The organism is Streptomyces albus subsp. albus (assembly GCF_000719865.1).
Lineage (GTDB): Bacteria > Actinomycetota > Actinomycetes > Streptomycetales > Streptomycetaceae > Streptomyces > Streptomyces albus_E.
Window position 1 is genome coordinate 1 of record NZ_JOID01000076.1, and the last position, 1,302, is coordinate 1,302.

Consider the following 1,302-nt stretch of genomic DNA (forward strand, 5'->3'; position numbering starts at 1 on the left):
GAGCCGGTGGCTGTGGTGGGTATGGGGTGTCGTTTTCCGGGGGGTGTGGTGTCTCCGGAGGGTTTGTGGGGGCTGGTGGTGGGTGGGGTGGATGCGGTTTCGGGGTTTCCGGTTGATCGTGGTTGGGATGTGGAGGGTCTTTTTCATCCTGATCCGGATCATGCGGGGACGTCGTATGCGCGGCATGGTGGGTTTGTTCGTGGTGTGGCGGATTTTGATGCGGGGTTTTTTGGTATTTCGCCGCGTGAGGCGGTGGCGATGGATCCGCAGCAGCGTTTGTTGTTGGAGACGTCGTGGGAGGCGGTGGAGCGGGCTCGTATTGATCCTTTGTCGTTGAGGGGGAGTAGGACGGGGGTTTTCGCGGGGGTTATTCATAATGGGTATGGTCCGTTGTTGCATGAGGCGTCGGATGGTGTTCAGGGGTTTTTGCTGACGGGTAATACGCCGAGTGTTGCGTCGGGTCGTATTGCGTATGTGCTGGGTTTGGAGGGGCCGGCGTTGACGATTGACACGGCGTGTTCGTCGTCGTTGGTGGCGTTGCATCAGGCGTGTGTGGCGTTGCGTCGGGGTGAGTGTGATCTGGCGTTGGCGGCGGGTGCGACGGTGATGCCGCATCCGGGGATGTTCGTGGAGTTTTCTCGTCAGCGGGGGTTGGCGGTGGATGGGCGGTGCAAGCCGTTCGGTGCGGGTGCTGACGGGACGGTGTGGGGTGAGGGTGCGGCGTCGTTGGTGTTGGAGCGGTTGGGTGATGCGGTGCGGTTGGGTCATCCGGTGTTGGCGGTGGTGTCGGGTTCGGCGGTGAATCAGGACGGGGCGAGTAATGGGTTGACGGCGCCGAGTGGGCGGGCGCAGGAGCGGGTGATTGCTGCGGCGTTGCGGGATGCGGGGGTGTCGGGGGCCGAGGTGGATGTGGTGGAGGCGCATGGGACGGGGACGGCCTTGGGGGATCCGATTGAGGCGGGTGCGGTGCTGGCGGCGTATGGGGTGGGTCGTGAGCGTCCTTTGTTGTTGGGTTCGTTGAAGTCGAATATTGGTCATACGCAGGCGGCGGCGGGGCTTGCGGGTGTGATCAAGATGGTGATGGGGATGCGGGCGGGGTTGGTGCCCGCGTCGTTGTATGCGGGGGTGTTGTCGGAGCATGTGGATTGGGGTTCGGGGCGTGTTGAGGTTCCGGGGGAGGTGGTGGAGTGGCCGGTGTCGGGTGGGCGCCGGCGTGCGGGGGTGTCGGCGTTCGGTATCAGTGGGACGAACGCGCATGTGATTGTGGAGGAGGCGCCGGGGCCGGTTTCGGGGGTTTCGGGG

Annotated in this window: 1 protein-coding gene; it reads left to right on the forward strand. The window is 64.2% G+C overall.

Annotation, left to right across the window (positions count from 1 at the left end; translation table 11 throughout):
- The coding region (locus IF83_RS0129405) for a type I polyketide synthase (protein WP_030549421.1) at window positions 1-1,302 on the forward strand (1,302 nt) is incomplete at both ends.